This is a genomic window from Streptomyces xantholiticus, from assembly GCF_014651015.1.
GTDB classification, from domain to species: domain Bacteria; phylum Actinomycetota; class Actinomycetes; order Streptomycetales; family Streptomycetaceae; genus Streptomyces; species Streptomyces xantholiticus.
This window is the reverse complement of sequence record NZ_BMWB01000032.1, coordinates 19,505-42,753: the sequence shown is the minus strand read 5'-3', so window position 1 is coordinate 42,753 and position 23,249 is coordinate 19,505. Positions and strand designations below refer to the sequence as shown.

At 67.3% G+C, this 23,249-nt stretch carries 27 protein-coding genes and 4 pseudogenes; 8 read left to right on the top strand and 23 right to left on the bottom strand.

Going from position 1 to position 23,249, the window contains the following annotated elements; translation table 11 throughout:
• Positions 1–24: 24 nt before the first annotated feature.
• The 3 genes from IE198_RS31270 to IE198_RS36220 form a co-directional block, all read right to left on the bottom strand.
• Positions 25–444 (bottom strand): RacP protein, encoded by a 420-nt coding sequence (locus IE198_RS31270; RefSeq protein ID WP_189892732.1) that lies wholly within the window; start codon positions 442–444, stop codon positions 25–27.
• Between the two features lie 2 nt (positions 445–446).
• Positions 447–1,448: a DUF6192 family protein gene (locus IE198_RS31265; RefSeq protein WP_189892730.1), complete on the bottom strand. Its 1,002-nt coding sequence runs from the start codon at positions 1,446–1,448 to the stop codon at positions 447–449.
• Positions 1,449–1,980: 532 nt separating this feature from the next.
• Positions 1,981–2,289, bottom strand: a complete 309-nt coding sequence (locus IE198_RS36220; protein ID WP_268246515.1) for a DUF6192 family protein — start codon at positions 2,287–2,289, stop codon at positions 1,981–1,983.
• A 64-nt stretch (positions 2,290–2,353) separates the two neighbouring features.
• Here IE198_RS36220 and IE198_RS31260 point away from each other — a divergent pair, with 64 nt between their 5' ends.
• Positions 2,354–3,817, top strand: a complete 1,464-nt coding sequence (locus tag IE198_RS31260) for a YVTN family beta-propeller repeat protein (protein WP_189892727.1) — start codon at positions 2,354–2,356, stop codon at positions 3,815–3,817.
• A gap of 212 nt (positions 3,818–4,029) precedes the next feature.
• Here the strand turns inward: IE198_RS31260 and IE198_RS31255 are convergent.
• Positions 4,030–4,140: pseudogene (locus tag IE198_RS31255) on the bottom strand (transcriptional regulator); the annotation flags it as partial.
• A 160-nt stretch (positions 4,141–4,300) separates the two neighbouring features.
• Between IE198_RS31255 and IE198_RS31250 the strand changes: the two are divergent.
• Entirely contained in the window at positions 4,301–4,693 is a 393-nt protein-coding gene (locus tag IE198_RS31250) for a hypothetical protein (protein ID WP_189892725.1), read from the top strand.
• 331 nt (positions 4,694–5,024) lie between these two features.
• Here IE198_RS31250 and IE198_RS36825 read toward each other — a convergent pair whose 3' ends face one another.
• The 3 genes from IE198_RS36825 to IE198_RS31235 all read right to left on the bottom strand — a co-directional run bounded on the left by IE198_RS36825 (position 5,025) and on the right by IE198_RS31235 (position 6,622).
• Positions 5,025–5,303, bottom strand: a complete 279-nt coding sequence (locus IE198_RS36825) for a hypothetical protein (RefSeq protein WP_373300036.1) — start codon at positions 5,301–5,303, stop codon at positions 5,025–5,027.
• 739 nt (positions 5,304–6,042) lie between these two features.
• Complete coding sequence (locus IE198_RS31240) at positions 6,043–6,267, bottom strand: hypothetical protein (protein ID WP_189892723.1); 225 nt, start codon at positions 6,265–6,267, stop codon at positions 6,043–6,045.
• Positions 6,268–6,340: 73 nt separating this feature from the next.
• Entirely contained in the window at positions 6,341–6,622 is a 282-nt protein-coding gene (locus IE198_RS31235) for a hypothetical protein (RefSeq protein ID WP_189892721.1), read from the bottom strand.
• Positions 6,623–6,811: 189 nt separating this feature from the next.
• On the opposite strand from IE198_RS31235, the gene IE198_RS31230 reads away from it, so the two are divergent.
• Positions 6,812–7,138 (top strand): hypothetical protein, encoded by a 327-nt coding sequence (locus IE198_RS31230; protein WP_189892719.1) that lies wholly within the window; start codon positions 6,812–6,814, stop codon positions 7,136–7,138.
• On the opposite strand, the gene IE198_RS31225 is transcribed toward IE198_RS31230, so the two are convergent.
• Positions 7,075–9,510, bottom strand: coding sequence for a substrate-binding and VWA domain-containing protein (locus tag IE198_RS31225; protein ID WP_189892716.1), 2,436 nt, complete (start codon positions 9,508–9,510; stop codon positions 7,075–7,077). The two genes, IE198_RS31230 and IE198_RS31225, sit on opposite strands and share 64 nt — an antisense overlap.
• A gap of 192 nt (positions 9,511–9,702) precedes the next feature.
• On the opposite strand from IE198_RS31225, the gene IE198_RS31220 reads away from it, so the two are divergent.
• A complete protein-coding gene (locus IE198_RS31220) occupies positions 9,703–9,948 on the top strand; it encodes a hypothetical protein (RefSeq protein ID WP_189892714.1) in 246 nt (81 codons plus the stop codon).
• A gap of 486 nt (positions 9,949–10,434) precedes the next feature.
• On the opposite strand, the pseudogene IE198_RS31215 reads toward IE198_RS31220, so the two are convergent.
• The 5 genes and pseudogenes from IE198_RS31215 to IE198_RS31195 all read right to left on the bottom strand — a co-directional run.
• Positions 10,435–10,641 (bottom strand): annotated as a pseudogene (locus tag IE198_RS31215) (lamin tail domain-containing protein); the annotation flags it as partial.
• 110 nt (positions 10,642–10,751) lie between these two features.
• The gene (locus tag IE198_RS31210) at positions 10,752–11,153 is read right to left on the bottom strand and encodes a hypothetical protein (RefSeq protein ID WP_189892712.1); all 402 of its coding nucleotides are present in this window, start codon (positions 11,151–11,153) and stop codon (positions 10,752–10,754) included.
• A 211-nt stretch (positions 11,154–11,364) separates the two neighbouring features.
• Positions 11,365–12,033 (bottom strand): annotated as a pseudogene (locus IE198_RS31205) (nucleotidyl transferase AbiEii/AbiGii toxin family protein).
• Entirely contained in the window at positions 12,030–12,383 is a 354-nt protein-coding gene (locus tag IE198_RS31200) for a hypothetical protein (protein ID WP_189892710.1), read from the bottom strand. Before IE198_RS31200 ends, IE198_RS31205 begins: the two are co-directional and overlap by 4 nt.
• 181 nt (positions 12,384–12,564) lie before the next feature.
• Positions 12,565–12,924: a hypothetical protein gene (locus IE198_RS31195; protein ID WP_189892708.1), complete on the bottom strand. Its 360-nt coding sequence runs from the start codon at positions 12,922–12,924 to the stop codon at positions 12,565–12,567.
• Between IE198_RS31195 and IE198_RS31190 the strand changes: the two genes are divergently transcribed.
• The 3 genes from IE198_RS31190 to IE198_RS31180 all read left to right on the top strand — a co-directional run bounded on the left by IE198_RS31190 (position 12,911) and on the right by IE198_RS31180 (position 14,906).
• Positions 12,911–13,078 carry a hypothetical protein gene (locus tag IE198_RS31190; RefSeq protein WP_189892706.1) on the top strand — a complete coding sequence of 56 codons (168 nt, stop codon included), beginning with the start codon at positions 12,911–12,913 and terminating at the stop codon, positions 13,076–13,078. The two genes, IE198_RS31195 and IE198_RS31190, sit on opposite strands and share 14 nt — an antisense overlap.
• A 24-nt stretch (positions 13,079–13,102) precedes the next feature.
• Complete coding sequence (locus IE198_RS31185; protein ID WP_189892704.1) at positions 13,103–13,681, top strand: hypothetical protein; 579 nt, start codon at positions 13,103–13,105, stop codon at positions 13,679–13,681.
• A 382-nt stretch (positions 13,682–14,063) separates the two neighbouring features.
• The gene (locus IE198_RS31180; protein ID WP_189892702.1) at positions 14,064–14,906 is read left to right on the top strand and encodes a hypothetical protein; all 843 of its coding nucleotides are present in this window, start codon (positions 14,064–14,066) and stop codon (positions 14,904–14,906) included.
• Positions 14,907–15,166: 260 nt separating this feature from the next.
• Here IE198_RS31180 and IE198_RS31175 read toward each other — a convergent pair whose 3' ends face one another.
• The 3 genes from IE198_RS31175 to IE198_RS31165 are packed head-to-tail and all read right to left on the bottom strand — an operon-like array spanning position 15,167 to position 16,416.
• Entirely contained in the window at positions 15,167–15,406 is a 240-nt protein-coding gene (locus IE198_RS31175; RefSeq protein ID WP_189892700.1) for a hypothetical protein, read from the bottom strand.
• A gap of 60 nt (positions 15,407–15,466) precedes the next feature.
• Positions 15,467–15,976 (bottom strand): RHS repeat-associated core domain-containing protein, encoded by a 510-nt coding sequence (locus IE198_RS36440; protein WP_189892698.1) that lies wholly within the window; start codon positions 15,974–15,976, stop codon positions 15,467–15,469.
• Positions 15,973–16,416, bottom strand: a complete 444-nt coding sequence (locus IE198_RS31165) for a MerR family transcriptional regulator (RefSeq protein ID WP_189892696.1) — start codon at positions 16,414–16,416, stop codon at positions 15,973–15,975. Before IE198_RS31165 ends, IE198_RS36440 begins: the two co-directional genes overlap by 4 nt.
• Before the next feature lie 48 nt (positions 16,417–16,464).
• On the opposite strand from IE198_RS31165, the gene IE198_RS31160 reads away from it, so the two are divergent.
• Positions 16,465–17,265: an MBL fold metallo-hydrolase gene (locus IE198_RS31160; RefSeq protein ID WP_189892694.1), complete on the top strand. Its 801-nt coding sequence runs from the start codon at positions 16,465–16,467 to the stop codon at positions 17,263–17,265.
• Between the two features lie 235 nt (positions 17,266–17,500).
• Here IE198_RS31160 and IE198_RS31155 read toward each other — a convergent pair whose 3' ends face one another.
• From IE198_RS31155 to IE198_RS31125, 7 genes and pseudogenes are all read right to left on the bottom strand, one after another.
• Entirely contained in the window at positions 17,501–17,839 is a 339-nt protein-coding gene (locus IE198_RS31155; protein WP_189892692.1) for a hypothetical protein, read from the bottom strand.
• Complete coding sequence (locus IE198_RS31150; RefSeq protein ID WP_189892690.1) at positions 17,826–18,212, bottom strand: hypothetical protein; 387 nt, start codon at positions 18,210–18,212, stop codon at positions 17,826–17,828. The genes IE198_RS31155 and IE198_RS31150 overlap by 14 nt, the downstream gene beginning before the upstream one ends.
• 17 nt (positions 18,213–18,229) lie before the next feature.
• Positions 18,230–19,075, bottom strand: a complete 846-nt coding sequence (locus IE198_RS31145) for a hypothetical protein (protein ID WP_189892688.1) — start codon at positions 19,073–19,075, stop codon at positions 18,230–18,232.
• 467 nt (positions 19,076–19,542) lie between these two features.
• Positions 19,543–19,689: a hypothetical protein gene (locus IE198_RS31140; protein ID WP_189892686.1), complete on the bottom strand. Its 147-nt coding sequence runs from the start codon at positions 19,687–19,689 to the stop codon at positions 19,543–19,545.
• 92 nt (positions 19,690–19,781) lie between these two features.
• Positions 19,782–20,083: pseudogene (locus IE198_RS35800) on the bottom strand (LexA family protein); the annotation flags it as partial.
• Between the two features lie 46 nt (positions 20,084–20,129).
• Entirely contained in the window at positions 20,130–22,526 is a 2,397-nt protein-coding gene (locus tag IE198_RS31130; RefSeq protein ID WP_189892684.1) for a VWD domain-containing protein, read from the bottom strand.
• A complete protein-coding gene (locus IE198_RS31125) occupies positions 22,523–23,125 on the bottom strand; it encodes a hypothetical protein (RefSeq protein ID WP_189892682.1) in 603 nt (200 codons plus the stop codon). Before IE198_RS31125 ends, IE198_RS31130 begins: the two co-directional genes overlap by 4 nt.
• Between the last annotated feature and the right edge of the window lie 124 nt (positions 23,126–23,249).

The window sequence follows — 23,249 nt, the reverse complement described above, 5'->3', positions numbered from 1 at the left end:
GGCCGGGCGGACCGCTCGTGGTGGTCAGGACGAGACGACGAGGTCGAGGGTGGATTCGATGGAGTTGAGCTGGGCGATGATGTGCTTGACCCACTTGTCGCCCGGGTGGGCGGTGGCGTGCGGGGCAACGGTGCCGGTGAGGAACCGGCGGAACTCGGTCAGTTTCCCGGTGAGTACGGCCCGTTCGTATGCCTGGAGGGCGACCGGTTCGGCGCCGAGCAGGTAGCCGTCGGCCCTGGTCCAGATCAGTGGCGGCCAGCCGCTCTCCGCGATGATGTCGCGCAGGCAGGCCAGACCGGCTCTGACCTGGCTGGGAGACAGGTCAGAAGCGCGGGTCAGCTGGTGGAACAGCAGCCCGGCGGGCCGGGCCTCGAGCAGCACGAACCGCAGGGTGTCCGCATGCCGCTTGGCGGCGTCACCCCCGCGCCGTGAGGCGCGGGGCATGCCTACTCGCCCTTCAGCATGCGAGCCAGCTCGTCGTCCATGTCGACCTTGCCCGTGTCGACTGCGGTCTCGATCCAGTCCAGCGTCGCCCGTACCTTCGCGACGTTCTCGTGCACGATGGTGCGCTCGTCCTCGCCGAGCGTGCGATCGCGCAGGCCCGGAACCGCGCGGCCGGCCGCGGCCACGAACGAGTGGCAGGCGGTGACCAGGTCCAGGAACTCCACCGTCCGGTCGATATGGCGGACCGCCGGGGCGACCGGACTTGTGTCCTCGAACTGGTGGCGGGCTTGCCGGCCGCGCTCGGCCTGGGCATGGTTGACCTGGAAGCGGGCGGTGTCGTCGCTCATCGCCTTGAACGCGACGTCCGGCCTGCGCAGCAGGTTCGTGGCAGCCGAGGTTGCCACCTGCTCGTCGCGGGTGAATTCATCCACCACCCGGGCCTTGTCCACCTGGGTCACCTTGGCCGTCACCTCCGGCCGCTTCAGGAAATCGCTGGTCACCGCTGCGGCGACCTGGTCGTCCTGAGCCAGCGTGTGGATCGCGGTGATCTTCTCCTTCGAGGTCACCGGCGTCTCGACGCGGTTGCCGACCCGCCGGCGGGCATCATCCACCGTCCACCGGGCCTTGCCCTCGGGCAGCGAGAGGATCGAGGCGAACCGTTCCTCTTCGATCTCGATGTGGGCCAGGACGCGGTGAACGGTGTGTGAGACGCCTTTCCGGCGCCGGTCAACAGGCCAGCGCGAGGACGTCCACCTCGCCGCCTTGACCGTGCTGAACTTCAGGCCGATGTCCTCGGCCAGCCGCGTGAGCACTGCGGTCACCGACCACTCCGGGTCCACATCGTTGTGGCCGCCTGAGTCCCTCATCGGCTCGATCTCCAGGGCGCGGTCCCCGATCGTGAACTGCCCGCGCGTCTGCTGTTCCACCACGTCACGCAGCTCGGCCACGATCTGCTCGTAGCGGGACTGGCTTACTTTTCCGACGTTGTCGATCTCCTCGGGCATGGCGGCTCTCACCATCCAGGCGGGCCGGGGCACGGAGCTGACGTCCGTGACGTGAACACGACCCGCTCACCACCGAGAGTCAGACCATAAATCCACTGATCACAACGGACGACCGCAAATGACCGGTTGCTGAACGAAGTTGGGCTCAGGATGCGTTCGCGATGCGGTCACTGTGACCGTTCGCCGAACGTTTCCTTCCGGCGCCGCCAAGCCCTCACCTTGCACCGGCCCGAACAGAACAGGGCCGTCGACCTCCGGTCGACGCCAGCCACCCACCGGGCCCCGCACTCGGGACACTCGGCCTCACCGACCCCGCCCCGCACGGCGGCCAGGCGCTTGCGCAGCCGCCGGTCCGTACGCCACTGCCTGGCCCGACACGCCGAAGAACAGAACAAGGCGTCAGGCCGGGCACCCGGCCTCAGCCGTTCGCCACAAGCCCGACAGTCCCTCTCCCCGGCCCGCCCGGTGCCCTTGGACACCACGCCAGCGTAGGACCCAAGGCTACGCAGAACTGGGGATTAAAAACAGGCACTTACGGTGCCGCCGCGGCGGCCGGTCGCGCAGCAGCCTTCGGTACCGCCTTGGACGTCTCGCGTACGAACCGGTGGAACGCGCCGAGCAGGTCGACGAACGTCTCGGTCCGCTGGAACTTTCTCACGGCCGGGCTGACCGGCGAGGTGCGGCGGGTGGAGCGGCGGAGGCGGTGGGTCCGGAAGGGGGGTCCGAGTCGTCCATACGGCCCGCATTCGGGGTGGTGTGCGGCTGCGTGCTGATCACGGCGCTTAGCGTCGGCCGCGGCGATCTTCAGCCGCGGCGACCCCCGACGTCCATAACGGGGCATCAATCGCCGAGTTCATTCGGGACACCGGAACACACTTCGGTGTCGTGCACTGCAGGAGGTCTTGATGTCGGGTATCGCAGTATGGGGGCCGCCGGATCAGGCAAGTACCGGGCGAAGTCGCGGGGGTGGAAGTTCGTGGAGGGCGCTGCTGCGGGCCTGGGTGGCGGGAGTTGCGGTCTTGGCCGGCCTGGCCCTCCCGATTGCCGTGGCCACGCCCGCGGCCGCGCAGACCGGAACCTTCGCCTACGTCGTCAACAGCGACTCGAACGACGTGTCGGTGATCGACACGGCCACCAACACCGTCACCACCACCATCCCCGTCGGCGACGTTCCCGACGACGCGGCGATCACCCCGGACGGCACCCGCGTCTACGTTACCAACACCGGCTCGGACGACGTGTCGGTGATCGACACGGCCACCAACACCGTCATCACCACCATCCCCGTCGGCAGCAGCCCTCGAGGCTTGGTGGTTACCCCGGACGGTACCCGCGTCTACGTCGCCAACATCGGCTCGAACAATGTCTCGGTGATCGACACGGCCACCAACACCGTCACCGCCACCATCCCCGTCGGCAACCGCCCTGTTGGTGTGGCGGTTACCCCGGATGGCTCCCGCGTCTACGTCACCAACCGCCTCTCGAACGACGTGTCGGTGATCGACACCGCCACCAACACCGTCACCACCACCATCCCCGTCGGCATCGAGCCTGATGGCGTGGCAGTCACCCCGGACGGCACCCGCGTCTACATCACCACCGGCATCTTCTTGGGCAGCGTGACGGTGATCGACACCGCCACCAACACCGTCACCACCACCATCCCCGTCGGCAGCGGCCCCCTAGGTGTGGTGGTCACCCCGGACGGCACCCGCGTCTACGTCGCCAACAGCATCGATGACAACGTGTCGGTGATCGACACGGCCACCAACACCGTCACCACCACCATCCCCGTCGGCAGCGGCCCCAGGGACGTGGCGGTCACCCCGGACGGCACCCGCGTCTACGTCACCAACGCCGGTGATAACACCGTCTCGCTGATCGACACCGCCACCAACGCCGCCATCGGAGACCCCATCCCCGTCGGAGAGGGCCCCACTGGGGTGGCGATCGGGACCGTCACCGCGGAGCGGACCCCGACCAGGCTGACGCTGAGGCTGGAGAAGAAGAAGGGGAAGGACGCCCTGGACGCCCTGGGCGCCGGGGGCAGGGATGGCCTCACTCTGCAGGCCAGACTGACCGCCGAGGGCCAGCCCCTGGCAGGCAAGCCCATCGACTTCACCACCGAATCCCTCTCGCTGTGCACCGACACCACCGACACCAGAGGCAAGGCCACCTGCAAGGTCCCGCGCAAACAGGACAACGAGACCTGCTACACCGCCACCTTCGCCGGGGACGACACCTACGAGCCCTCCACCACCACCATCTGCAGGAAACACAGCAGGTCCGGCTGGCCCTCAGAACTGGAGCACCTGGAAGGCCTCAGCGTCATCCCCGGCCAGACACTGACGCCGGCCGCCAGGACATGAACGTGACCCTGCGCGGCCAAGCCCCGGCCATTCCACGCCGACACCCGCCGCCAGGCGACTGATCACCTCGACCACATGCCCGCCAGGGCATGTCATCTCCCTCGCGACTCGTGGCCCTGACCTCCACCAGAGGCAGGGCCACGACTGCGCCCCGGAGGCCCGAGCAACACGGCACGTCCTTCGTCGGTCGAGTTCATATCTCGGCGGTCATCTCAGCAGCAGCCCTTCGCGTCGGCATCGACGCAGGTGCTGTCACCCTCGACGGCCACTACGGCGGTGCGCAGGTCGTCGAGCGCGTGGCCGAGGCGTTCGTCCCGGTGTTCCCCAAGACCAGGCAGCCGCCTCACCCCTACGACGCGATGGCTCCGCAAGAGGGCCGAACCTGCTGCTGTGCGCTCACGCCCAGCCGGCTCAGCAGCCACCCCGACACGCCCCGCCCCCTGTCACCGTTCCCCTACGCGCCGGCCTGACACGATGCTGCCCATGCAGCCGCTGCCCGCTCCGTGCCCCGCCGACCTCATCCCGGACGCCACGGGCATCGACGCCTTCAACGCCGCGTACAAGGCCGCCAAGCGACAGCAGACCGTGTTCGTCGCCGTCGAACGCCAAGGGCACCACTGGACGGTCAAAGCCGACACGATCACCGCCCCGCAGCACACCGTCGACGACACCGTGTACCACGCCGTCCGTACCGCGGTCATCCGCCTGATCCGCTCCCGCCAGATCCTCCCCGACTCCTCCCCCGGACCGGTGTACATCGTGCTGTACGACATCGCCAACGAGCAGCGGGCCCGCGAACTGGCCGCCGCGCTGCACGCCGCCCTGTACGCAGACCTCGAACCACTGGCCCGCGCTGTCCCCGAAACCCTCACCTGACCACCTCGAGCGCCGGTGCCCTGCTACATCGCCGTACCCGGCACCCACACCAGCAGGGCCTTGCCGTCCTCGGGGCCGACTCGACGCGCATGCCCGCACCGGCCAGCGCCTGCCGACACCGCCGCATCTCCTGCTCTACTTCCGCCCGCCCGTCGACCCCGCAAGCCACCAGGAAGGGCGCCCCGCTCTCCCCGCCCTCGACCGCGAACCCACCGTCCGCACCGCCGAACTCCCTGCACCCGGTCTCCCGCAGCACCTTGCGGATCTCCTCGCACGGCCCTCGTCGCACGCCACACTCACTCAGGAGGCCGCGTCATCTGGATGCTGAAAGTCATTCAGTCAGGGTGAAGGAACGAAGGTCAGCATCCAACATGCGGATCAATTCACCAACCCGTCCACCGCCACCTGGTGCCGCTGGGAAGCGTTTGAGCACGTCAACGACGACCAGTGGCGCACGATGCACCGTTTGTTCAACGTGTTCGGCACCGATAGTCGGGTTGTCGCCAGCGAGTTCGGCTGCTCTGGCCGCGTGAGCGCCTGCTCCGAGAATGTGTTTGACCTGGGTGGCATTGGCCAGGGGATGCAAGTAGGCGGCGCCTGCCGCAGACATCGCTGCCCGAGCTGCCTCGCGCGCAGCCGCAGTGTCCGCGCTCTTGGCTGCCTTGAGTCGTCCGGCTGATCGGCTTCGAATATCTCGAGCACCACTTCCGCACATGCCGCAGCGAACGCGGTGACCTCACGAAGGTCTTGCTTGCTCAGAGCGATCTCGCCTGCTTCTCCTGCCATGATTCCATCCTCAACCATTGTGTTGGACCGCACGGCGGCAGGGGCTCCGGGCTGCTGCACGTGGTTAGGGCTTCTTCGACCAGTCGATGCGGGCGCCTTTCGCGTGAGACGCCTGAGGATCAGAAATACGCACTCAGGGCTGACGGGTCAGGCGGGAGTCAACCGCTCCATGGCCTCCATGGCGCAACGCCGCGCTGGAGCGGCGGCGGGTCAGCGGTCGCGATTCTGATCACGGATAGCGGCAGGACCTCTTCCCAACCCAGGAGCCTCATGGCCACGAGACCGGTCGCGCTCCTGCGCACCTCCAGGCCCGGAAGGTGAGTGCGGTGCCATTCCTGGGGTTCCGGCGGTTCCCCTTTCATCTGGCACTCCCTGCTCATCGATCAGCACTGGGGCGCGCCCCTGATGGGCGAGCGGAAACTAGTCCGAGGGCGCGAGTGCCTCCACGCTGTAGCCCCTCGAGGGCGTGAGACAGCACTCGAGCCATCCTGACCCTGAGGCCACGGCTGCGCCACGCGCCACACTGCCAACCCTGCGATGCCACTCCCCCGGTTGGCGCATCGTCACCCTGCGTCCCACCGATGAGCATCGACGCCGCGCCACTCAACCCATTTCGAGTCGTCAATGATCCGGCCTGGATCATCGAAGCCCGCAGCCTCGAGGAACACCACCAGGTCGTGATCGGAGTACGCGGTACCGAGGAGGACCTCGTCACGGTCGTGCAAGCGCACGGTCACCTGGCGGCCTCCCATCGGGGACGGCCGGTGCACGACGATCGGTGCGCTCATGCCCCCATCGTGCGCCGCGCTGTCGTTCACAGCACGCCGAGCGTCTACCTGGACGCAGAACGTGCACATACCGTCATATGCCCTTCGCGATTCGCCACACCCGTGACCGATCCGTCCCGATCAGCCGGCCGATCTCCGGGAAGACGAGACCCTGATCGTTCATCGTCTGCGCCGCTTGCTGCCTGATCTCCTTCGGCAGCCGGTGCAACTCCGGCCACTCGGCCAGCACCAGGCCGACCGCCTTCGCCCGCACCGTCGCATGCGGCACCGACTCCAGCAGGCGCAGCGCAACGCGCACCGCGGCGATCGTCTCGTCCGCCGCTGTCCGGGCCGCGTCGTCCACCTCGTCCGCCATGCCGGACCACGTCCCCGCCGGAGCGTAGGTCTGCCCACGACGCCCGGTGTCGGGCACCCCTCAACGCGTGGCGCCCACCTGACACCGCGTCACGACGAGCCCGACGGCTCCGACGACGCCCCACAACTGAATGAGCCCCGCAGGTGCTGGACACACCAACGGGGCTCTGACCGCCGGAGAGTGACCTCCATGGCTGAGCAGCAGCTTACCCGGGCACGCCGTATCGGCCGCCCTGTACGCGCCGCATGGCTCATCGTCCTTGTGCTGATGCTCGCCGCCGATGTCTGGTCCATCAGCGGCAAGCTCGCCGCCTGGGGCATGAACGAGAAGCTGGCCTGGGGCCTCTCGCTCATGTTCGACCTGGCTGGCCTGATCTGCACCGAGTACGCCCGCCGCGTCAGCGGCCGGGCTGCCGGTCGCGGGTCGTCCCGGGTGGATGTCCCCGTACGAGGTCAGAAGTTGGAGATCACATTCGTCAGGACCTTGCTGATGGTCTTGGGGTCGCGCGCGTTATAGGCGCGGGCATGGGTAGCTGCGGCGATGTCTTGGAGTGGGGTCTTGCCTTTCGTGGCCTTCTCGTCGGCGCTGCTGCTGTAGGCGATGGTGAAGACCCGGACAGCCGGTTCATCGGGGTCACCGATGCGGCCAAGCAGGGTCTCGAGCGGAGGAGGCGTGTCCGCAGGTTCGTTGCGACCGTCGGTCAGGACGACGACGGCGTTGATGGCGCTCGGGTCGTAGTCGCGGCGTAGCTCCCTAACGGCGTCGTCAATGACGTCGTAGAGCGCAGTCGCACCCTCGGGCTTGAGACTCTGGATGCTGGCCTCGAGGTCGTCTCGGTGGGTCTTTCCTGCGCTGGTCGTGGCGCCCATGGGTGAAAGCGCTTGGTGGACCTTACGGCTGTCGGAGAAGCTCCATAGACCGACCCTGTCCTGGTCGGTGAAGCCGTCGAGGAGCGGTCCGTGAGCGTCCTTGATGAGGTCGAGCTTGCTCGGTTCTTCGGGGAGCCGGTCCGGGTGGTTGCCGGTGCCCTGGTTCATGGAGCCGGAGGTGTCCATCAGGATCAGCACGTTGGCGGGCTTGCGTAACTCACGCCAGGCGACCAGCAGCTTGTCCAGGACATCGGGTGCGGGCGCCTCCAACTGTTCGGGGGTGGCGCTGGGCTGAGCTCCGTTTTGCTGGGTGATCTGCGCGGTGGCCTTGGCCGGGTCGATGCGGAAGCCCAGTGCGGTGAAGCGCTCCTGGGCGTGGCTGCCGGCCAGGTAGGCGCGAAAGTCATCGGCGACGGCCTCCTGCGCTGCCCGCAGGCCGTTCAGCGGGGTATAGGGGTGATCGCTGTAGAGGGTGCCGTCGTCGGGGTAGAAGGCGACGAGCTTGGTGTGCGGCGGCTTCTTCTTTTCGCAGCCGGGCTCAACCGAGTCACTGCCGCAGGGGTAGCCCTTGTTGTAGGCGATGACGGCGGTCTCCTCGACGGTGACGGCAGAGATGTAGGAGGTGCTCTGGTTACTGTCGTCGGCGCGGCGCAAGTTGGCCAGGAAGGTCAGGGTGGTGTCGCCGTAGTGGACCGTGGCGTTCTCGATGTCGCGGACGCGCTTGCGGTTTTGTGTGTCTTTCAGGTGCTTGGGAGCCATCTCGGCCGAGGTGCCGGTCTTGGTGAAGAACGCAGCGATGGTGGCGTTCAGTCCCGAGGTCGAGTATTCGGGGTTGGTCTTGCCGAGCTTGAAGGCACCCCACTCAGGGTGGCCGTGGTTCTTCCAGAAATCCCGCTGGCCCGCGAACGACGCGAGATCCTTCCACCCGATCCTCTTTGTGGGCCAGCCCAGCGCCCTGGCCATCGGCTCGGGCATGGCGATCGTCAGCGGGCTGGTGGCTATGGAGGTGCCGGCGGTCGCAGGAAGCCGGTCGAGCGCCTTGTCTTCAGCGCGCTGCCGGGCGATCGGCAACCAGATCCTTGAGGCCGGTGACCATACGTCGGGCTGCGGGCCGTCCGTCTTGTTCCATCCCCGGGCCAGCGTCTGCATGGCCGTGCCTGAATCGATGCTGTCCACCGCGATCTGCACACACTGGCCGTGGCTCGAGCGCTTTGCGTACCTGCGTGCCAGCTCCTTCAGGACGGCGGACTTGTCCGTCGAGGAGGCGATCCGCAGTGTCTCGGTGGCCCGGCCCGTGCAGGTGGGCAGCTTCGCATCCGGCCGCTCGGGGGCGGGAGTGCCATCGTCATCGCCGTCCAAACCCACGATGCCCGCCGCGGCAACCAGCACCATCAGGCCGACGGCGGCACACACCGTTCGCTTGCGCCGCCACCACCTCGGCTTTTGCTCCGGCTCCGGCGTCGGCTCCGGATGGCGAGCGGGCCCCGGATCCTCGGTGGTGTCGTTGTCCGAGGCGCCTCTATTGATCACCACGTGGGCGGACTGCGACGGCGTGTCGGCCGGTCCATCCTGCTGTGGTAACTCTTGGTCGGTGGAGTTGGGCGCGAACGGTTTCGGGAGATCCTGAAGCGAGGGCGGGTTGGTCGCCGCTGCCGCCTTCGGGCGCTCAGTCTTCGGATGGGACGTCTGCCGGCGGCGAGCGGTGCGGCAAGCTTCAAGGGTGCTCCACCGCTCCAGCCACGGCTCCAATTCCTGATCATGCCGCCCGGGCGGGTCTATCTCTACGCCGCCGTCGTAGGACAACAGCGTGCGCACCAGCCACAGCAGCCGGTCCAGTGAGATCGGGCCGCTCTGCCCGGCGAACATGAGACTCATCGATGCCTTCGACAACGCCGACGACTCGCCGAACAAGAACACCCCGCGGGTACGGATCCGGTCGTAGGAGGGGGCCCCGCGCCGCCGCTTCAGTTCGGTGAGGGCCTCACCGAGCTCCCGCAGCGCTGCCTGGTAATCAGCCACTCTGTCCCCCCACTCGCCCCGTGGACAGCAGAGTAGACGAACCGGGCCGGACAGCACTGGCCGAGTCGGAACACGATGGAACACGGCTGAACACGCCGATGACTGCACGGCGCCACACCCATCTTGATCGGACAACACCGGAGTTGTTCGCTCTATGCAGGTCAGCGTCGTGTTCGGTGCAACTGTGCTGGCATGACGCAAACGACGCCGCCGGCGAACCCCGGCCCGAGCGGCTCCGCCCCGGAGCCGCCGTTCCTGTCCCTGCACACCACCGTCGTCCTGCTCACCGCGCTTGTCATCGGGCTGGTGGCGGGCGGCCTGACCGCGCTCACCAGCGCGCCCATCGCGGCCGCCGTGCTCACCGGTCTGGCCGCGGCCGGCTCAGCCGTACCGGTACTGCGCTCGCTCATCGGCCCGCCCGAGCATTCCTCACAATGAGCATCGGGGGCCACCGCCCGTGCGCAGAGCCCGACGACCCGGGGCTGGAAAGCGTTCGCCCGCTGGGCGGCCGCGCACGGAGTCCGCGCCGCCGAGTTGCCCCCGGTTGGACGTGACGAGGGCAACCGGGCTCAGGCAGCTTGTTGCGGCACGCGGCCACAGTCACGCGAGGGGCCGCATCGTGACCGGACTGGTGTCCGTCGTCGCGGTCGTGATCCTGGCCGTCATGAGCGTGGCGGCGGCGCGGTCGTCGCCCATCGACGCCTCGTCCACGACCGGACGTCGATCTCGGAGAGTCTGCGGCCGGCTGGATCCGCTCCAGCCAGCCGTGACCGTCCGCGGAGGGATCGCGGACGCGTCATGCACCTGCTGGTCATGTCCCCATTACTTGCACCACCGCTGCGGGCACTGTGACGGCATGTGGGCACCGGTTCTTGGACTGCTCTGGCCCCTCCGCCGGGCGATGGGGCCAGGGCCTTCGCATGTTCAGTGGAAGGTGATGTAGCCGTTGCCGTCGGGGTCGTTTGCGCTCTTGGTGTAGGAGTGGACGTCGGCGCGGCTGCCGGAGGGCTTGTAGAGGTAGATGGTGTCGCGGTCGTTGTTCCAGATGAAGTTGCAGTTGTCGCGATAGACGACGTTGTAGGCGTCGGAGTCGGTGCCGTTGCCGCCGCGGAGCTTCACATAGTCGCCCCTGGCCTTGCTCGTAGAGCAGCTGCTCGTTCTCCTGCGCCCCGGGGCCGGCGAGCATGCGGCGAGCGGTCCGGACGGCCTCCTCGAAGCGGGCCTGGGAATGCCAGGCCACCTCATCCTCCAAGGCCTCCACGACGAGCAACAAGTGCCGTACGGCGGCGGCCTCTTCGTCGTCCTGGGGCGCTTCGGCCAGCCACGCCATATCCGCCCGGATGCGTCCAGCCGCACTCAGCAGCTTCTTCTCCGGTTTGGTGCTGGTCGCGGCGGTGGTCAAACCACAGCCCGAGCGCCGAGCGGTGGCGCGGTACAGGAAACAGGCCGCTGAGGAAGCCGTCCGTGAAGTGTTCGGCGCGCGCGATGGCGGTCACCACCGCATCGGTCAGCATCCGGGCCTGGTAGTCGCGGTAGGCACGCTGGTACGCCGTCTGGCCCGGCGTGAGGAGCAGGTTCGTGGCGGCCGTCACCGCCAGGGCAGTGATCGTGGCGATGACGATGGTCCACAGCGTGTTGGGCATGGCGGACATGATCCGCTGGCCGGAGTGTCCCGCGGGTGTGAACCGATAGGTTCGCCGGGCCGAGGCGCGCCGACGGGCGAAATCGTGCTCGTGCGCGGAAGCCGGGTTGAACGGCCAAGGTCTCCCTCCTCGCCGCCCTGGTGTCAGACGGGCGGGAGCAGCGCCCGCAGGCAGAGGCCGAAGGTGTTCGCCACACGCATGCGTACAGGCCTCAGTCGTCATCGTTTTCGGGACGGTGCAGGCGGCGTGCAAGATCGTCGGACCAGAGCTGGGCCCAGGTCCGCAGGGCGCCCATGGCGCTCTCGTCCAGGCCGTAGGCGGCGAACTCGGCGTCGTCGATCCAGTCGGCGCCGGCCAGGCGCGCTTGTAGGTCTTCGGGGCTGAACCGGCCGCGGGCGTGACGTCGGCCGAACTCTTCGAGGTCGGAGGAGTTCCAGCGGCGTGAAGCGGCGAAGACGTCGATCAGGTCGCGGGCTGCGCCGCGGTCTGCGAGGGCTCTGACCTTGGTGCCGATCACGTCCTCCTCACCGAGGACAGGGCCGTAGTCGCTGTGGGCAATGGGGCGCCAGAAGACTTCTTTGAGGACGTCGACTTCGCATACATCGCCGGTGAGTGGATCGGTGACCTCGAAGCGCGCCGACAGGGGCGCCACCTCGATCACCGACACCTGCCAGCCCTATTCCTCGAGGCCGGTGCGCAGCGACTGCGTGATCTCGTCCATCGGTGTGGCGGCTTCGGTGGCGAGGTCCAGGTCTTGGCTGACTCGTTCAACAAGCCGGTGGGCCTGGACGGCGTAGCCGCCGGTCAGGACGAGCGGGAAGGACGAGCCGAGGGCGAGCACGTCGGCGAGCAGCCGTGCGTGCAGCTCGGGCATCCTCACGCGGCGGCCCTGGCTTCCCGCAGCTGCGGGAAGGCGTCCTCCCAGACGTCCCTCACGGTGCGGCCGACGAGGGTGCGCAGCACTGGCCACAGGTCCACGAGCAGGTTGCCGTTGAGGAAGTGGCACAGGTCCTCGGTCATGCCCTCGGCGAGCACGGTCCGGTACAGGCCCATGCGCTGGCGTGGACGGTCCAGGTCGAAGACGCGCAGACCGGACCAGGCCACGTGGAGTGGAAGCTCGACCAGGCCGTGTTCAGGCCCCGTGAGCTCGCCCAGGTCGGCCGGCAACCGCTGGGCAAACTTCACTCGGTACAGCGCCGCATCGTCGCGGCCGGAGTCGGTGACGGACATGCAGCGATTATCCCCTGCGGCAAGGTGATCCCCGAACCGCTGATCCGTGATCGTAGCGATTCTGATGGTCGGGGTGGAGAGGCAAAGCTGCGGGTGAAGTGGGTCTTGTTGCGGTTGAGGTTCCCCCCTGTTGGCCGCCCGCCGACAGAATGGCCCGATAATTATCTTTTGCCATGTTTTGTCATATCTCTGTTGCACTGTGCGCATGCGAGATTCCCGCTTCTCCGAGGCCGGTCACGGTCTTGATGAGGATGACGACACCGATGAGATCGTGCGGTCTCTGCTGGACCGGGAGGAGCTGCGGCTTCTGGCTGCCGCTCCGGATCCCGCGCACGGAGACGACACATGGCTTGGTCTGGTGGCTGAGCCGGGCTTCGTACGACGCGCCTCCGTGATGGCGCGTGCCGCTCCGTTGCACCGCATCGATCACCGGCAGGCATGGCAGCAGTTCCCGGCGGATCTCTACGATCCGCGCACCCCTGGCGCTGACGGCATTGGAAGCCGTGGTGAGCAGGCAGGGAATGGAGGTGGAGGCCAACACGGAGGACGTGGTGGCGTTCTTGGCCTCACTGGCGCGGGCGGCGGCTCCGGACCGGGAGGAGGCGGAGCATCGGGCGGTCGCCCTGTTCGTGCTGCGTGAACTGCTCAACGACGCCCAGGGCGGGGAGGAGTTCGACGTCTCCTACAGCGACTAGCGGACCGGCCACCAGCGGGTGACAGTGTCGTTGCGGTTCCTGGAGGAGGGGTTCGGGCGGCACGGTCAGGCGGTTCTGAAGGCCACTGCTCCGGCGATCAACCTGCTGCTGGCGGGGCTGGAGTACGACGTGGAGGACGAGCAGGCCGCGAAGGACGCGATGTTGCGCCGCCAGGTGAGTACGGGGCGGTGGGGACGGGCGGAGGACAGCGCGGCTGACAGCCTGAAGTTGTCCTTGCTCTACGGCGAGCGTGTCCGCGCGGTGCTGGAGGAGACCGGGCGCGATGTGCGGGCGGTGGACTGGAAGCAGCAGATCCCGCAGCTGCTGAGCTCCGCCCGCTCCCCTCTCGGCGAGCGTCAGCAGGTGGAGCGCGAACTGATGGAGTGGACCCGCGAGGCTCGCAGCGAAGTGCAGGACGCCGACGTGCAGCTCACCTGTGCACGGGTTCTGCGGTTGCTGAAGCGGGCCCATCTGCGGCACACCCAGTTGCTGGCCAGCGTGATCGACGCCCGGCCGATGTTCTTGCGTTCCCAGGCCGAGCAGCGGCGGCGGAACAGCCGGGGCTTTCCCGCCTGGGCTTCCTCCCCTACGGCGCGGGCGTAGTCCTCTTCGGCTTCCCGGGGCCGGCGAACGGCGCTGCTCCCTGACGGGAACAGCGGAGCAGCACGGCCGACCCCTACCGGGGCCCGTGTGGGCGGAGCGGGCCGGAAGTCACCGCGGGGGCGAAGGCCGGCTCAGTGGTGCCCCTGCCGGGCAGCAGGGACAGCACGGCCGGGCCCCGGCTGGGGCCCGGGACCGGACAGAAGCGTGCCGCCCACCCGCACCGAAGAAGCCGTTCCCAGCTCGGCAGCCCTCGGCGTTCCTGCAGCTGAAGAGGGCCGCGGCAGGGCGCAGGCCCGGTGCTCGTTGTGGGGACGGCCCGCCCTGGTGAGTGCACCCCGCGCTACTGTCGCCCCTGGTATTGGGGGATTTGAAAGGGGGCGTCATGGAGTGGTGGCAGAGCACGCCGAAGTCAGTCCGGGTGGTCGTTCGGGTGTTCGTACCGTTGGGCGTAGCGCTGATGTCGTTGGGCTTGTACGGAGACTGCCACGGCTGGTGGGACAACCGCGGCTTCGCGACGAACCTTTTCTCCAGCCTCGCCGGCCTGCTGGTGGGCGTCCCGTTTGCGCTGCTGGCGCTCTCCAAGCTGGCCGAGGATCAGGCTGACGCCGCGGCCCGCCGGGCTTGTGCCTCCCACGCGCGCAAGACGGCAGCCTCGTTCGCCGCGACCCTCAGGACAGGCCTGGTCGAGAGTGATCCAGCAAGGATCGACGCCACCCTGGACGCGCTGAGGGCGGGAAGTCGGGCCGTCAAGAAGGATTTGGACCACAACGAGCACCTTCCCGAGGACGGCAGTGCGCTCGACACCCTGCGGCAGGATCTGCGTACGGATCTCAACGACTGGGCGACAGCCCGAGGACAGGCACTGACGAAAGCCCGCAATGACCTCCGCCCCTGGATCAGACAGATCCTGCAGAACTGGGCCCGCCTCGACAACGACATCCGGCCGCGGCTGGAAGAACTCGGCCTCCGCTGGCTGCCTCCCGCAGCCCACACCACCCTCAGCGAATCAGCGAAGACACTCGAGAAGCTCGAGTTCTCGACACAGCTCCGATTCCAATTCGCCGAAGCCGCGGTGCGGACCCCCTCCGCTCACGACGACGAAGCATGGACACTCCACCGCACCCTGGTAGCTGCAGACGCCGAAGCCGAACACCAACTGGCCAAAGCTCTCAAGACCATCATGAAGACGCTGCCCGACATCGAGCAGATCGGCCACACCCACTAACCACCATCCTGCTGATCGCCGTCCTGGGGCTGGGCAACGCCCTGTCCCTCGTCGGCACCCCGCTGGACACCGTCTTCGCCCAGCTGGGCGGCTGCGGGGCGATCGGCGCGGCCACCCTGACCGCAGCCGGCGGCGGCCGTCGCCTGGTGACGGTCCTCGTCGAAGCCGCCGTACGGTTCATGGCCGACCGGGCCGATGACCGCGGGTGGATGAGTTCCGGTTCGGGCACGTCGGCGCTCCGAGTGGGTGGCTCTTCAGACTCATTGGCCGTTGGCTTCGTCACCCTCTCCACAATTCTTTTCGGGAGCTTCGTTCTCTGAAATAACCTTCATGAGATAGGGAACAAATGTAACGCCAGTGACGAATGCGACAATCGTGAGGACAAGTGAATCACTTTCCACCATAGGAGCTGCAATCAACGCGAGGATTGAGTAACCGAGAATCATCCCATAGAAAGATTTCCTGCGAAGCAGGGAAAAGAGCACTGCACGAAACGACATACAAACCGCCCCCTTCTTACGACGCTCTGCGTCCGCCTTAGCCTTGGCACGAGCCGCCGCCTACGCTTTAGCTCTGCCCTCTGAGGCCTGCTTCCCACGGGCTGCTGCGTACGAATCATCGATCATGTAGTGGGCAGGGTCTTCACGATAGGCACCGTAGCGGCGCAGGGATTCGGCGTCCTTCTTCGGGGTCTCCTCCCAGGCCCATTTGCCGCTCTTCTTGGTGTAGCCGGCGGTCATGCCGCGATCTCTCGCCCAGGCTTCGTCGTTTTGTGAGTGGCCGCCGACGGGGCCGTCGGGGTCGGATTTGGTGAGTGGGTTGTTGTGGGCGTAGCTGTAGGCGTGCATCTGGGCGGGGTCGGTGTAGTCGATGATGGGGTCGACGGAGAGGAAGCGGCCGAGGGTGGGGTCGTATTCGCGGGCGCCGAGGTGGGTGAGGCCGGTGGGGTCGTTGGTGCCGCCGACGAAGCCGCGGGGGCCGAAGGCTTCTGACTGTTCGGTGCGCAGGCCTCCGAAGGGGAGTTGCTTGCGGCGGGTGATCGCCAAGGTTCCGACGGTGATGGCGGTCATCGCGGTGCCCTGGTGGTCGGAGAGCAGGTAGGAGATGGTGCTGCCGGTGCGGACACGTTGCCGACGGCCTGCTTGAAGCCGGGACAGTCAACGATTCGCTCGTGGTCGCAGACCGCGGCGTGGCGGAGGCTGTCGCGGAGCCGGTTGAGCTGGCCGATCTGCTCGTCCAGGTCGCGGGCCTTGGCAGCCATGCGGACGCGCAGGTCCGCGTCGGACGGCCGCGCCACGAGGAACCGGCCAATCTCAGCAACCGAAAAACCGGCGCTGCGCGCGCATGTGATCAGCCCCAGGCGTTCCAGCACGTCCGGATGGTAGGTGCGGCGAAGGCCGTTGCGGCCCGCGGGGGCAATCAGGCCCTTCTTCTCATAGAACCGCAGGGCTGAGGGCGTCAGTCCGGAGCGCCGTGCGACCTCGGCAATATCCAACAACGCTTCATCCATCGACGTCCCCTTGACTTGAATCGCAGTTTAAGTTGCAGCCTAGTCGCCATGAAGATCCATCACTTGAACTGCGGATCGGTCCGGACGATCGAAGCCACCTACGACGGCCCACAACCCATGCCTGCTGTGAATCACTGCCTGCTGGTCGAGACCGACGCCGACGGCTTGGTCCTGGTCGAGACCGGACTGGGCCTCGGCAACGTCCGGGATCCGGGCGGCACGCTCGGCGCCGAGTGGCTCGAGATGGCACAACCCGCGCTCGACGAGGAGGAGACGGCCATCCGGCAGGTCGTCAGGCTCGGCTATGCACCATCCGACGTGCGCCATATCATCGTGACTCACCTCGATGTAGACCACAGCGGCGGCCTTCCCGACTTCCCCGGCGCCCAGGTCCACGTGATGGCCGCCGAACTTGCCGTGGCGCGCGCCGAGGCGTCCAGCTTCCGCTACCGCCCGGCCCACTGGGCACACGAACCCAAATGGGTCACCTACGATCACGAGCTTGGCGAGCAGTGGTTCGGCTTCACCGCGTTGGAGCCGAAGGGACTGTCACCGGAGATCAAACTCATCCCCCTCGGGGGTCACACAGTCGGCCACACCGGGGTTGCCGTGCTGAACGGCGATCGGTGGCTCCTCCACTGCGGCGACGCCTACTACTACCACCGGGAAGTCGGCGAATTGAAGGAACCCCATCCGCTGCTGGACATCGTCCAGACGCACTCACAGGCGCACCGGGACCTGCGGCTCGGAACTCAGGCCAGACTGCGCGAGCTGGTCCGTGACCACGATGACCAGGTCGAGATCTTCTCCGCGCACGACCCATGGGAGCTGGCCCGCTACCGCACCTGAGATTTTCCCTGGTGATGTCACGCCGCGGCCTGGACGCCCCCGTGAAGCCGTCGAACCCACCAGGCTGGTATGAAGACGAGCCGGGCCGTCTCCGGATCCGGGCCGACGGTGGGGCTGCTCCTTGACGGGAACGGCAGGGGCGGCTGGGTCCGGGCCCCTGCCGGGGCCCGGGGAGAGCGGAGGCGGGAGGCGTACGGACGTGACCATTAGCCAGTGCCTGAACTCCCGACCAGGGTCACAGCTCCATAGCGATTCCCCACACCAGCGCGCCAGCGCTCACGAAGGGTGCCAGCAGCATCACGAAGAAGGCGGAGCTGGAGAGCTGGGCCGGGTCCCGTTGCCCGGCCTCCCGCCACTGCCCGTTGCTCCAGGCCACGGCCACGAAGAGGACGATCATCAACCAGTAGGGGCCACCATGCCGGAACAGCTGTACCGCGCCAGCCGCGAGGCAGAGGAACGAGACCCCAGCAATGTAGACCGGCTTGATACCGTAGAGCGTCAACTGTCCAACCCCTTTTTGTCGTTCATTGGTGCGGGATGCGCTGAAATAGCTAAACCACTCATGGTCCGCCATAACCGCCCGACTCGTCCTCAGGATCCTCCATCGCGTACAGGGAAGGCCCCAGGCGCTGCGCCAGTGTGTCTCCGAAGATCCGCGTCCGGGTCACGCTGCCCTCGTCGGCCACCGTCAGCGCCGCGTAGAAGGCCATGTCCATCCAGTCGCCGGGATGGTGGTGGAAGAGCTCCACGGCGTCGTGCGGATACTCCGTGCGCAGCCAGGCGAACACCTCTTCGTACTTCCAGGCGCCGGGACCGCTGATCACCGCTGTGAGCCGGCCGGGCTCCCACTGCCGCACCCTGATGTGCACACTGCCCATCACGTCGAGGCTTCCCTGCCATGGGTCATCGTCGCGGATCAGCTCTGGGAAACTACCTTCGCCGGTCACCCAGACTCCCCTCTTTCCTACGTGACGACATTCCGCTCCACCATCTCAGGCGGCCGCCGCCGGAGGCGAGCTTCAGGAGCCGCCACATGCGGCGAGAGGCACACCGGACCGAGCCGTCGCCGCAGGCCACGGCAGCGAACGGGGCTCCCCGAAGAACCCTCAAACGGCGAGCAGCGCCCTTCTTGGTGCGAGAAGCAGGTCAGAAGACACCCCACCAGGGGGTTCACTGGCATCGCAGCACGGAGAAGGGCCGCCCCGGCAAAACGGGATGGACATTTCCGCGCGCTCGAACCGATCCGAACCACATGGAGACACACCTGGCCGGCCTCCCCCGCCAGGATCTCGTCGCGCCTGCCGGACAGGCCGGCCGCGAACGCCTCCCGTACGGCCGTGTGGTCACTCCCGCTGACGGACACCGTGACGGTCCACTCGCCCTGTACGCGGAAGACGCGCGCGGACTCCTCCCACTCGACCGGCTGGAACGCCGCCCCCTTGGCGTCGATCGCGGCCAGAGCCTCCCGGCGCATCTCGCCCACCACGCGCTCGTACGCCTCTTTGCCGGCGATCCGGCGCGTCTCCGCGACCGCTGCCCGCCGCCAGCTCTCCACGGACGCGTACCGGTGGGCCACGTCGGCCGGGAGCTCCGCCGACGCGATCTCAGCGAGCAGCGGCGCAACTTCCTGACTCACACGGGCCTCCGCCACCCGCTCCCAGGACAGCTCGGCCCCGGCGTAGTGCGCCGCCCAGCCCACAGGGCGGACAGTCTCCGGCAGATGCGTAATGCTGCCGGACTCGGCGATACGGGCCGACAGGGTCAGGACGCTGACCAACTGGCTGACGATGTCGAAGGTGTGCGCGCTCATCACGGGTGCCCTTTCTCGGGGTGCGTTTCCGGCGCGGCGGGGGTGCCACTCCCCCACCGCCGGGGGCCGGAGCAGCCTCCGGGCTGCTCCGGCCGGTACCGCTTGGGTCAGGCGTTGGCGGTGGACCGGGTGACGGACTGGCGGCGTACGCAGCGCAGCGTGAGGGCGTTCGGGTCGTCCGAGTACGGGTCGGTCAGCCGGTACCGGACGTCATCGCTGCCCAAGTAGTCGGCGCGGGCGCAGTAGAAGCAGTCACAGGGCTTAGCGAGGTACAGGCCGTGCCGGTCGGTGATGCTGCCGTGGTAGATGACGAGGTCGCCGGGCTCGTGAGGTCGAGGGTGCGGAGCAGGGTGTCGGACATGCTGCGTTCCTCTCAGAAGGGTTGCGTGTTTCGGTTGCGGCGGGGGTGCCACTCCCCCGCCGCAAGGGGGGCCGGAGCAGCCTTCGGGCTGCTCCGGCGGTGGGGCTTAGAGCTCCTCTTCGAGGCTGGTCAGCAGCGCCAGGAGCTTGTCCTTGGAGAGCGGCACCGTCTCGCCCTCGGCGTCCGCGCCGCCGGTCAGCAGGACGGGCCCGTGGTAGTCCTGGTAGGTGAAGCCGAAGCGGAACGCCAGCACCGTCGCGAGCTTGTTGACCGGCTGGTTGTAGAGCCCATCGTCGACCGGGCGGACCGCTCTTCGTGGTCCTCAGAGAGTGCGCAGGACGGCGACACCTTGCGGAGGATGGCCGCGTCGTCGCCCGGGATCGGCTCGTACGCCACGTTGTGGAGCATCAGCCACATCCGCCGTTCTCGCGGCGCAGGCGCTTGACGGTGGCCTCGCCGTCCAGCAGCGCGGCGACAACGTCCCCGTGGTCGGCGGAGTCCTGGCGTCGAACGGTGACGATGTCACCGTCGCAGATGGCGGCCTCGATCATGCTGTCACCGACGACTTGAAACCGACGGGCTCGCAGATTCCCGGAGCACTCTCGCGACGAACCCAAGGGGAATTGCGCCTGAACACCCCACCTTGCCCGTCGGGTTTGGCTGCCCGGCACAGGTGAGCGGCTGGCACATACTTCAGGTGTGCAGGCGCAGGTGTGCCGTTCCAGTGGTGCGGTCGGCGGGGTCGACGAGGAGCGTGTAGTCACCGGTGGTAGGCAGAACGGTGCCGTCGATACCGCCCTTTCCATTGGTCACGCACCCGCTGGCGAGGACCTCATCACCGGGGCCAAGCAGTTTGAGCACGTCGCACTGGTCGGGCAGCGTCGACACAGGTACGTCGACGAAGACTCTCTGTCCGGCGCTGCCCGAAAAGCGGAAGCGGCTTGCGGCACCGGCCTGAACGATGCTCGCAACGAGTTTGGGGCCGTCTACGTTGGTGGTTCCGACTTGGTCGACGACCTCAATCAGGCGCAGTTGTGAGACGCCGGTGGTGCGGTCTGCGGGGTCGACGAGAATCGTGTACGGGCCCGACTCCGGCAGGGTGACGGCGTCGATCCAGCCGTTGCCGTGGGCCACGCAGCCATGAGCGATGACGTCGTTTGCAGGATCGAGCAGTCTGAATACGTTGCACATGTCGGGCAGAGTGGATTCGGGCACGTCCACGAAGACTTTCTGCCCGGCGGTACCAGTGAACGAGAGGCGACTCTCCCCGCCAGCCCTGCCGACGCCCGCGCTCACGGACGGATCTCCTTTGGAGATCGCGCCCACTTGATCGACAGTCGTGATCACTCGCACGACTGCCTGACCGGTGGCACCGTCGGCGGGTGCCAGAACCAACCGGTACCGGCCGGTCGCGGTCAGGGCGGTCGCATCGACGAAGCCCTTTCCGTCCACGATGCAGCCGCCGGCCAACTTTGTTCCGGACGGATTCATCAGATGGAGAGCGTCACATTGGTCGGGCAGGTCCGACGACAGCACGTCCATGAAGACCCTCTGGCCCGACATCCCGTCGAAGGCCAGTTCGGCCTTACCGTCGGGCTGCTGGACGGACAGCTTGGTTGCCGTGCCTGCGGCGAGTTGCTTCTGCGTTGCGGCCGCCGCAGCGGCGAACGCAATCTCGCCGGTGAGTCCGACGTCGAGAATGCACGCTTCCAGAGATCGCGCCGCGGTGACATGTGCCTTGCGGCAAGTCGCCTCGGCGGCGGCCCGATTGGGAAGATCTGCCGCCACGACGGTCTCATGCGGGAACGTACGGTCGGTGAACGTGTCGGTGGTCTGGCCAGGCTTGTAATCGAACAGTGACTGACTCTGCGTAACCCGCCAACCGTCCGCGTATGTGGAATGCAGGGCCTCGGGCGCCGGTGTCGCACCGAGCACGCGGCCGCCACGCACCACCACGTCGTTGTCTGGCCGACCGTCGTCATTGCCGAACAGCCCCTCCACTGCTCCCTTGTGGGCATCCGCGAGGTAGATCGAGACGGTGAGCGACGACGTCCCCACCGCCTCCACCAGCAGCACCGACCGGTCCGGCCAACGAATCTCGACGGTATCGGGACCGCGCTGCTCGATCTCTCCACCGTGCGGCAGTGTACGTACGCCGCTCGATGCCACGACGGCCTTGCCGTCCACACGAAGTACAGCACCGGAACTCTCCAGGTACACCCCGACCCGGTCGCCTCCCACGTCGGCGGCCACCGCCGAAAAGAGCGACACCGTGCTCAAGCCCGGTAGCGGGCTCAATCTGCCCTGAATCTCCAGGTGGCGGACATCCGGCCCTCGGGTGGACAAGCGGGTCAGCACGAACTCTCCCACCGATTGGAAGTCGTAGAAGAGACCGTCGAACGTTGTCAGATGCGGGTCGCCCGTGCCGATCGCGCATCCTGCGCCGCATCCCCCCTGGGACGGCGGAGGGTCTGGCTTGTCCAGGCAGTCGGTGCCCTCGGGCGGGAGGGTGGTACCGGAACCGTATTTGGTGCGTGGAAGGAGACCCCGTTGAGTGGCCCGGTACTCGTTTTCCTTACGGGTCGCTTTGACTTCAGCGACAGTGATGCCGGTATCGACTTCGTTTCCGGCACTCATGTAGCGGCAGGTGTCGCGCCGGTTGGTGCCCTTGTCGTAATCCGCGAGGTGGCTCATTTCGTGGTAGAGCGTGGCGCAGGTATCGCGGAGTACGTCGGAGTCTTCACCAGGGAGTGGTGTGGTGTCGTTGGGGTTCCACTTGGTCGTCCCGCCGGTGCCTTGCCCGTTGGCAGCGCGTTCAGAATTCCACCAATCGGGGTTGGAGACGGTGCCGGCTGACTCCTCAAACTTGAACTTGTGCGCGGATCGGTCGAGTTGGTCGACAAGATCACGCTTGCCCGCGGCGGTGAACTTGGCGATGCATCCGTCGTAGACGCCATGCAGGCTGTCTCCGACAGCGACCACTGCCGCTGCAGGCGTCGCGACCGAGACCGCCAGCGTGAAAGCCAGTGCGGCGGCGACCGGGACCACCACCCTCCGCCGAAGCCGGTGCCACACGGTCGTCAACGTCATCCTCCCGTCACGGTGAACGCGACCGAGGCCGCTTCACCCGAGGCAACGCAGGGATTACCGGCCGGCGGTGCAGCGGGCAGCAGGGGATGGACGTACCGGGCCGACAGTTCATACTTCCCCGGTACGTCGACCGCCCAGAACGCGAGCGCAGCCTCATCGAAGTTGTCCAGGCTCGAGGTCCTCAACGCCCGGCGGTCCTCCAACGACGTACCCCCCTCGCTCGTCCACGGTACGGACAACGAGGCGCCAGGACGCAATGGAACGAGGTTGGCGGACAGGAAGTCCGCGAATCCGTTGATGTAGCTGCCGTTCGTCACCGCCGGCGCCACGGGCACGCCGTCACGGAGGAACGACACAATCGTCACGGTGCCTTCCGAGACTCGGCCGACTGTGCAGTCCGTTCTTCCTGTATTGGTGAGGCCGATGGAAAGAGCGATCTGTTCCTCCCGGGTGTATTCCGCCTTGGAAGATGTGAGTGTCATCCGGACATCACTCTGAACGGAATGCTCGTCGGCACGCGATTCTGGTTCCGACAAGAAGGTGCACCCAGCAGTCAGCACCAGCCCCGTCAGAAGAACGCCTACGACCTGGAAGCGCATTTCGTCATCCTATGCAGCGTGATCAGGCAGCGTCTGTACGTCAAACAGGTAAACCCGACGCGTCGACCGCCATGCCCGCCAAGGACAGGGGTGGCCCCACGGGACAACCGTTTCGGTGAGGTGC